The following is a 9,039-nucleotide window of genomic DNA, read 5'->3' as shown; positions in this document are numbered from 1 at the left end:
TCCCTCGACCCGCCGGTTGCTGGATTGGGCTCGCGATGCCTTCGCCAAGATCGAGGCGCAGATCGTGATCTGCGTGGCCGATGCCGTTGGCCGCGCGAATGCCGCGAAGCTGCTGTTGGCTGTCCACGCTCCACGGCCCGGCACGGATGTCAGCCGCATCGAGTGGCTCAAGACGCCACCCAGGCGCCACAGTCCCACCACGCTGGCCGAGACAATGGAGAAGGTGCGCTACCTCAAGTCACTGGGCGTGCACGAATGGGATCTCTCTGGCGTTGTGCTGGCACGGCAGCAGGCCTACGCACGACAGATCCAGGCCCGGCGGCCCTACAGGTCTCGCGACATCAGGATCGCCGCACAGCTTGTCGAGGTGGTGTGCTTCCTGCGCGTGACGCTGCTGGAACTCACCGACGCGGCGCTGCATCTGGCCAGCCGGCGCGCACAGCAGCTCGTGCGCTCGGCGGCCGAGCGCGCCCGCACCCGGCATGCCCAGGAAAGCACGACCCAGCTGCGACAGGCTGCCCTGGCCAAGGCGGTGCTGCACGACAGCACCAAGTCCTGGGAGGAGCGTGTGCTGCAGGCGCAGGCGCTGCTGGCCACGGTCGGCGATGCCGTGCCGGTCAGCTTCGCGGCGCGGGTGCGCAAGGCGCTGGCCGAGGACTCGACCCGTGTCCACACCTGTCTCGACGTGCTTTCTGGCCTGGAGTTCCAGGGAGGACCCAAGGACGCCGGGTTCGCACAATGGCAGGCGTGGACAGCTCTGCGCGCTCGCCCAGGCCATAAGGATGTCGGGCGCGACGAGTTGCCGGACGTGGGGGCGGCTTGGAGCAGCCTGGTGCACAACCCGGACCGCAAGGCCGGCTGGTGGGCCTTCGAGGCCAGCACGATGCTGGCATTGCGCCGCAGCCTGCGCCGCGGCTCGGTCTGGATCGACCACTCCTTGAGCTTCCAGGGCCGCGAGCAGTTGCTCATTCCGCCCCTGCAGTGGGCGCTGCAGCAGCGCGAGCACGTGGAGCTGCTGGGCGTGCAGGGATCGTTCGACGCGCTGCTGATGCCGCTGGTGGCAGCCATCCACGCAGGCATGCAGGCCCTGGTGGAGGCCCTGCGCGTGGGCAAGGTGGAGATCGGCACGGATCGCATGCTGCACCTGCCGGCCCTGTCGGCGCTGCCCGATGATGGCGAGCCGGTGCGCACGCGCGAGGCCATCTACCAGCGCATCGGTGACGTCCAGCTGCCTGACCTCATCCTGGAGGTGGACGCCGCCACCAACTTCAGCGATGCGCTGCTTGGGCACCGGGCCACATCCTCGCAGGAGCTCATCGCGGTGTACGGCGCGCTGCTGGCGCACGGTACGGACCTCGATGCCCGGGGCGTGGCGCACATGATTCCCGAACTGGACGCTGCCCAGATCCTTGTCGCTATGCGCGCTATCGAAGGCAGCGGCCGGCTGCGCCGCGCCAACGAGCGCGTGGCCGAGTTCCAGAGCCGCATTCCGCTGGCAGCACTCTGGGGCGAAGGCGACAAGGCGTCGAGCGACATGCTCGCGCTCGATGCGTCACGGCACCTTTGGAACGCGCGCGTCGATCCGCGCCGTCGCACCTATGCCGCGGGCATCTACACCCACCTGCGTGACCGCTGGGGCATCGTCTACGACCAGCCCATCGTGCTCGGCGAGCGCCAGGCGGGCGCGGCTATCGAGGGCGTCGAGCAGCACAACCGCATCGAGGACCGCATCCGGCTGTCATTGGTTGCTTGCGATACCCACGGCTGGACGGACGCCGCGATGGGGGTTGCGAAGCTCCTGGGGTTCGATCTGTGTCCGCGCCTGCGTGACCTGGCCGAACGAAAACTTTTTCTACCCAGGCCGTACCTCATTCCCGACGAGTTGGATGCCGTGACGGAACGACGCGTTTCCCTCAAGGCCATCGAGCGCGGTTGGCCGGAACTGCTGCGCTTGGCCGCGTCGATTCGCAGTGGCCGCGTGTCGGCGGCGCAGGTGATGCAGCGCTTTGGCTCGGCGGCGCGGGGCGATCCCGTTCACCGGGCCGCCGAGCATCTGGGGCGGCTGCTCAGAACGGTGTTCCTATGCGACTACCTGGCCGTGGCGGACTTCCGGCGCGAGATCCACACGCTGCTCTCGCGTGGCGAATCCGTGCACCAGCTGCAGCGCGCGGTCTACAGCGGCCGTATAGCGCCCGAGCGTGGCCGGCGTCCTGACGAGTTGCGGGCCATCTCGGGTGCTCACTGTCTGCTTTCGAATACCGTGATTGCCTGGAATACCATGAAGATGCACGACGTGGTCCTCGCGCTGCGCGGCAGCGGCATGCGCATCGAGGACGACTGGCTGCGGCGCATCGGACCGGCCCACTTCGGGCACATCAACTTCCGCGGCACAATGAGGTTTGCCATTGACCGCTTTGCGCAGTCGCTGGTTCAAAGCCCGCCCGTGCGATCGCTCAAACAACAGCCGGGCTGATCTCAAGCCATGGCATGCATGGCACGCGGTAGTTACTTGGCCGTCGCCGTCAATGCCACGAGGTATTCGGCAATGTCGAGCGTACCGTCCTTGTCAGGATTGGCCGCCTCGAACACGCTCTTGCTCTTGATGCCCGCGTTGCGGGCCTCCTTCTCGTCGAGCGTGCCATCGTTGTCAGGGTTGGCCGCCACGAACTGGGCCACGATCGCCGCTGCGAATTCCTGCTTGTCCAGCGATCCGTCCTTGTCAGGGTTGGCTTTGTGAAAAGCCTTCTCGGCGATGCCGAACTTCTTCGCCTCGGCCAGATCCACGGTGCCGTTCTTGTTCGCGTCGGCCTTGGCAAAGGCAGGCTCCACCTGGGCATCGGTCAATTGAGGATCAGCAGCCAGGGCCAGCGATGTCGTGAGCGACAGAGCTGCAAGGGCAAGCAGGGATTTCATCTGGGTGACTCCGGGACAATGCATTGTTGTCGGCCTGACGAAGCCAGGCTCTTTCGAGCCTGTCGGTACTCCGAAATAGTCTATCTATGCAGCCTGTTCCCTTGACCCAGCAAAGGGTAGTGGGCGTTGTGGTAGCTCAGGTGCCCTGCGTGAGGCCATGCTCGCGCGCGTAGTGCAACAGCTCCACCGCGGTGGTGACGCCGAGCTTCTGGCGGACCTGCGTCTGGTAGTTGGACACTGTCTTGGGGCTCAGGTGAAGCCGCCTGGAGATCTCCTCCACGCTGGCACCCTCGATCAGCGCGCGCAGGATATCGAACTCGCGCGTGGACAGGCGCAAGTGTGGGGCCGCGGACTGCGCGTGGGCCTCCTCTCGCTCCACCGCCGCGGCCACGTCGGGCGACAGCGGCCGCTCGCCGCGCACTGCGCGGTGCACCGCATCCACCAGCACCTGCGGTGCGCTGCTCTTGGTGACGAAGCCGGCCGCGCCTGCACGCAGGCACTGCAGCACCAGAGGGACGCTGTCGTGCATGGTGAACACCAGCACGCGCACCTGCGGGCGGCGCTGCTGCAGCCGCTGCAGCAACTCCAGTCCGCTGCGTCCGGGCAGTGACAGGTCCAGGACCAGCAGGTCCGGTGGGTCGGCCGAGTCCGGCGACAGCGCGGCGTAGGCGCTGTCCGCGTCAGCGAACTCGGCGGCTACCTCGATGTTCTCCAGCTCCAGCAATCGCCGGTATCCCGCTCGCACCACGGCGTGGTCATCCACCAGGGCAACACGCAAGGCGCCCGTGTTCATGGCTGTGCCTCCTGCGGATGGCTTTCGACGGCAAAGCACGCCCGCAGCCGCAACCCGCCGGCTGCGTGGCTGGTGTCAGCGGTACCCCAGTCGAACTCGCCGCCCAGGGCCCACACCCGTTCCTTGATCCCGGCCAGGCCACTGCCGCGCTGCATCGCGGCCTCCAGGTTGTCCAGTCCGCAGCCGTCGTCCTGCACCGACCACTGCAGCCGCAGCGCCTGCCCACCACCATCCTCAACGTGCAGCGCCAGCCTCACGTGCTGGGCCCCGGCGTGGCGGGCGACGTTGGTCAGTGCCTCCTGGCTCATGCGGTAGAGGCCCAGCACCATCTCCTGCGGCAGTGCCAGCGTGTCGTCCGCGGTTGTGATGGCCAGTTCGATGTGCGGTCCGTGGCCATGCGCCGCAGCGCTCCAGCCAGCCACAAGCTCCTGCAGCATCTGGCGCAGCCGGCCCAGCGTCGGTTCGGCACTGTCGGGACACGCGGTGTCGAAGGGACGCAGGCGTGCCAGCAGTTTCCTCACGTCCTCCTGTACCTGTGCCACCTGCTCGCCCATGCCTGCGGCCACGCCTTGCAGTGCCGGCTGCTCCTGCAGCCGCCGCGTCAACCAGGCCGCATCCACTCGCAGCGCCGTCAGGCGCTGGCCGAACTCGTCATGCAGGTCGCGCGCCAGGCGCTGGCGCTCGTCCTCGCGCAGGCTCAGCAGCCTCAGGCTCAGCAGCCGGCGGGCGTCCTCGCTCCTTTCCTGCTCGGCCACCAGGTGCTTCAGGGCGCGCGCAATGGCCTCGAGCTCGCGGATGGGCATGGGGGGCAGAGCGTGCATGCTGGCCATGTCCCGCCTCTCGACGCGAGCGATGGCGCCCAGCAGCGCCTGCAGTGGCCGCAGGGAGCGGCGCACGTTCCACCGCATCACCGCCAGCATCAGCAAGCAACACAGCGCCAGCAGGGTGAACGTGCCGGCGAGGTTGGACAGCGCCTCGTGCAGCTCGCTGTCCGGCGAGGCGGCCAGCTCCACGGTCCAGGGCAAGCCGTCGGGCCTTGGCACCGTCCACGACACCGCCGGGGTGGGGGCGGGCAACCCCAGCAGTGCGGCCAACCGGGCCCACGCCCCGGCACGCTGCGGCGCTGCCGCGTCCTCAGGGCCGAGCAGGATGCGGCCTTGGGTATCGCGCACCGACAAGCGCATGTGGCGCAGCCCGGGAAGCGAGCGCAGCGCCGCCAGCGCGGCTGCGTGGTCCTGCGTCGCGATGGTGGCCAGCGTCGCCCCCGCGCGCGCCAGGGCGAGCGAGCCTTCCATTTCACGCTGCGTGTCCTCGCGCATGCGCAACAGCCCCAGCACCAGGCACAGGGCCAGCGCGCCCAGCGCCACCGCCAGCGCCCGGCGCATCACCAGCCGCGGCAGCTCCATGGGCAGCGGTGGCAGGGGTGTTGCGGGCATCTGCACGGCCATGGTGGCGCCGGGACTTGCGTGGAAGGCTTGCATCAGTTCTGAACCGAAAAACGGAAGGGGCCCTGTGCGGCCACGGCCACACCCGGGTGACTATCGCAGCGCAAGCACGTCAGCGGCTGCGATGGTCCGCAAGTCGGGAAGAATTCCCGAGGGCGTCATGCGCCGGCGCGCATAGGCTGCATGCCTAAATCGACCAATTGAAAACTGGTGGCCAGCGGAGCCGGTGCGCACAACTGCGCTAGCGCGCAGGCGATGACCGCCCGCTCCAGCATGGCTGCCATGACCACCAACGAGGAGACGCCGTTGCATTCCAAGAAGTCCCGGGGCCCGAAGCCGGTCGCATTACCGCGCCCGCTCGCCATGGCCCTGTGCGCGTGCGGGCTGCTGTCCCTGCCGCTGGCGGGCCAGGCCCAGTCCGCGCAAACGCCCACTGCCACGGTGGAGATCATCGGCACCTCGCCGCTGCCCGGGCAGGGCGTGGACCGCAACCTGCTGCCCTACAGCACGCAAAGCGTGCGCCGCGAGCGGCTGGACGAGAGCAAGGCCGACAACCTCATCGACTTCATGAACCGCAACCTGCCCGGGGTGCAGGTCAACGACGTGCAGGGCAGCCCCTTCCAGGGCGACCTGACCTACCGGGGCTTCCGCGCCTCGCCGCTGCTGGGCGCGGCACAGGGCATCTCGGTGTACCTGGACGGTGTGCGCGTCAACGAGCCCTTCGGCGACGTCGTCAACTGGGACCTGATCCCGGAGTTCTCCATCAACAGCCTGACGCTGGTGCCGGGCGCCAACCCGGCCTTCGGGCTCAACACCCTGGGCGGCGCACTGTCCTTCACCACGCACAGCGGCCTCACCGCGCCGGGCGTGCGCGCCGAGATCTCCGCGGGCAGTTTCGGTCGCAAGCGCCTGGACCTGAGCTACGGCACCAGCGACGACACGGGCTGGCACAGCTACGTGGCCGGCGGCCTGTTCGACGAGAACGGCTGGCGCGACCACTCCGACGGCCGGCTGGGCAACGTGCTGGCCAAGGTGGGCCACCGCGCCGGCGACACCGAGTGGGACGTGGCGCTGCAGCTCGGCCGCAGCCGCCTGGTGGGCAACGGCCTGGTGCCGGCCTACACGCTGGACGAGGACGGCGGCGTCGTCACGCGCGAGCCCGACCTCTACGCCAACCGCCGCGAGAGCGTCTACACCCACCCCGACCGCACCACCAACCGGCTGGCGCAGCTCAGCCTGAACATGCGCCACCAGATCGACGCCACCACCGAGCTGGCGGCGCTGGCCTACGTGCGCAATTCGCGCCGCGACACCGTCAACGGCGACGAGGCCGAGGAACCCGATGGGGACGAAAACGCCTCCTTCAACACCACGCACACGCGCCAGAAGAGCGCCGGCGTGGCACTGAGCCTCTCGGGCAAGACCGGTGCGCACCAGTGGCAGCTCGGCGCCACGGTCGATGGCAGCCGCACGCGCTTCCACGAAACCGAGCAGGAAGGCTTCTTCGACGACAGCCGCGGCGTGCTGCCCGGCGACGAGGAGGCCGAGCTGGGTGCGCGCGTATCGGGCCGCTCGCTGGCCTTCGGCCTCTACGGCACCGACACCTGGCGCGTGGCGCCGCGCACGCACCTCACGGGCACACTGCGCTACAACCACGCCCGCGTGAGCAACCAGCTCACAAGCGTGGACGACGACACCGGCGCGGTCAACGAGCGGCCCAACGAGAAGTTCCGCTACAACAGCCTCAACCCCGCGCTGGGCATCGCCCACCAGCTCGAAGGCGGCCCCACGCTTTTCGCCAACGTCGCGCGCAACAACCGAGTGCCCACCGTCATCGAGCTGGGCTGCGCCGACCCCGAGGAACCGTGCCGGCTGCCCGCGGGGCTGCAGGCCGACCCGTACCTGAAGCAGGTCGTCTCGCGCACGGCCGAGGTCGGCATGCGCTGGCCGCTGAGCCGTTCGCTGCAGTTCAGCGCCGCGGCCTACCGCACCATCAACCGCGACGACATCCTCTTCCGCAGCGTCAGTGCCACCAGCCAGCAGGGCTACTTCGAAAACTTCGCGCGCACGCGCCACCAGGGCATCGACCTGGACCTGCAGGGGCGCCTGGGCGCCGTGTCCTGGACGCTGGGCTACAGCTTCCTGCAGGCCACCTACGAGGCCAACGGGGTGCTGCGCCAGGGCGAGCGCAACGTCACGGTGGTGCCGGGCACGCGCATCGCGGGGCTGCCCAAGCACAGCCTGAAGCTGGGCGCGGACTGGCGCTTCGCACCGGGCTGGAGCGTCGGCGGCGACGTGCAGGCGCTGTCGCGGCGCGGCACTGCCGGCAACGAGGACGGGCGCATCGAGGACGACGAGGACGAGATCGTGGACCTGGGCCTGCCGGGCCACGCGGTGTTCAACCTGCGCGCGAGCTGGCGTCCCCAGGTGCTGCCGCAGCAGCAGGGCTGGGAGTTCTTTGCCAAGGTCAACAACGTCTTCGACCGCCGCTACGAGAGCTTCGGTGCCCTGGCCGAGACGGTGTTCACCCCCACCGGCAGCTACAGCGGCGACGAGCGCGACGCGGTGTTCGTTGCGCCCGGCGCGCCGCGCAGCTTCTTCGTGGGGGCGCGGTACCGCTTCTGATCCCGCAGCGGCCTACCCCTTTCGCCGCAAGCCATCGCGCGCCGGCATCCGGCGGGGGGATACAAACGAGCAGGCCCATGCCTGTCAGGCTGCACTTCACTGAGCCATCGAGCGCATGCACGTCCGGGCGCCGGACGTGTTGGGTCCCGAAGGCGCCTCGAACACAGCCCTCCTCAATAGAGGGGCGGGGTGCCTTCGGGCATTTTTTCCGGCGAATGGAATGACCCGTGGCGCTCGCGTAGCGTTGCCATATGAAAGGAGAGCCTGCATGTCCAAGCAGTTCATGGTTGCCGTGCTTGCAATGGCCGCCACGGCCGCAGCCGCCCAGACCGCCTGGGTGTCGAGCGAGAAGGACCATGCGCTGACGCTGGTGGACCTCAAGACGCAGGCCGTGGCCGGCGTGATCAACACCTGCAAGCGCCCGCGCCACATGCAGGTGGCGCCGGACGGCAAGCGGCTGTTCGTGGCCTGCACCGAGTCCGGCCAGGCCGACGTGATCGACATCGCGAGCCGCAAGTCGGTCGGCCGCGTCGCGCTGGGCGACGATCCCGAGGCCTTCGACTTCTCCAGGGACGGCAAGACGCTGTTCGTGTCGGCCGAGGACGAGGGTGCGCTGGTGACCATCGACGCGGCCAGCGGCAAGACGCTGGCCTCGGTGCCGGTGGGCAAGGAGCCCGAGGGCGTGAAGACCTCGCCCGACGGCAAGCTGGTGTTCGTCACCTCCGAGGTGGCCAACATGGTCCACGTGGTGGACACGGCCAGCGGCAAGCTGGTGAAGAACATCCCGGCCGGCAAGCGCCCGCGCCGCATGGTGTTCACGCCCGACGGCGCGCAGCTGTGGGTGAGCAACGAGCTCGACGCGAGCGTGAGCGTCATCTCGGTCAAGGACCTGGCCGTGGCCCACACCATCAAGCTGGCGCTCAAGGGCGCGCGCGCCGAGGACATCACGCCCGTGGGCCTGACCATGACGCGCGGCGGCAAGACCGCCTTCGTCTCCATGGGGCGCGCCAACCACGTCGGCTTCATCGACGTGGCCAGCCGCCAGCTCACCAAGACCGTGCTGGTGGGCAAGCGCGCCTGGCACGTGGCACTGAGCCCCGACGAGAGCCGCCTGGTGGTGAGCAACGGCCTGAGCGACGACGTGACCCTCGTGGACGTGGCCGCGGGCAAGGCGCTCAAGAGCGTGCCCGTGGGACGCGTGCCGTACATGGCGGTGGTACTGCCCTGAAGCGCCTTGACCCCATGCTGCCTGGGCCTGCGCAA

Annotated in this window: 6 protein-coding genes; 3 read left to right on the top strand and 3 right to left on the bottom strand. The window is 69.0% G+C overall.

Going from position 1 to position 9,039, the window contains the following annotated elements:
- A partial coding sequence (locus FJ694_RS28375) for a Tn3 family transposase (protein WP_157270902.1) occupies positions 1–2,473 on the top strand: 2,473 nt, incomplete at its 5' end.
- Positions 2,474–2,505: 32 nt separating this feature from the next.
- Here the strand turns inward: FJ694_RS28375 and FJ694_RS28370 are convergent.
- The 3 genes from FJ694_RS28370 to FJ694_RS28360 form a co-directional block, all read right to left on the bottom strand.
- The gene (locus FJ694_RS28370) at positions 2,506–2,913 is read right to left on the bottom strand and encodes a penta-EF hand family protein (RefSeq protein WP_157270901.1); all 408 of its coding nucleotides are present in this window, start codon (positions 2,911–2,913) and stop codon (positions 2,506–2,508) included.
- Between the two features lie 136 nt (positions 2,914–3,049).
- Positions 3,050–3,706, bottom strand: a complete 657-nt coding sequence (locus FJ694_RS28365) for a response regulator (RefSeq protein WP_157270900.1) — start codon at positions 3,704–3,706, stop codon at positions 3,050–3,052.
- Complete coding sequence (locus FJ694_RS28360; protein WP_157270899.1) at positions 3,703–5,187, bottom strand: sensor histidine kinase; 1,485 nt, start codon at positions 5,185–5,187, stop codon at positions 3,703–3,705. Before FJ694_RS28360 ends, FJ694_RS28365 begins: the two co-directional genes overlap by 4 nt.
- A gap of 246 nt (positions 5,188–5,433) precedes the next feature.
- Between FJ694_RS28360 and FJ694_RS28355 the strand changes: the two genes are divergently transcribed.
- Entirely contained in the window at positions 5,434–7,776 is a 2,343-nt protein-coding gene (locus FJ694_RS28355; protein ID WP_157270898.1) for a TonB-dependent receptor, read from the top strand.
- Between the two features lie 268 nt (positions 7,777–8,044).
- Positions 8,045–9,004, top strand: coding sequence for a PQQ-dependent catabolism-associated beta-propeller protein (locus FJ694_RS28350; RefSeq protein ID WP_157270897.1), 960 nt, complete (start codon positions 8,045–8,047; stop codon positions 9,002–9,004).
- Positions 9,005–9,039: the final 35 nt, after the last annotated feature.

Origin of the sequence: Azohydromonas aeria (assembly GCF_009760915.1) — a bacterium.
Taxonomy (GTDB): Bacteria; Pseudomonadota; Gammaproteobacteria; order Burkholderiales; family Burkholderiaceae_C; genus Azohydromonas; species Azohydromonas aeria.
Note: the sequence above shows the minus strand (reverse complement) of the source record. Positions and strands in the feature narration are given on the sequence as shown.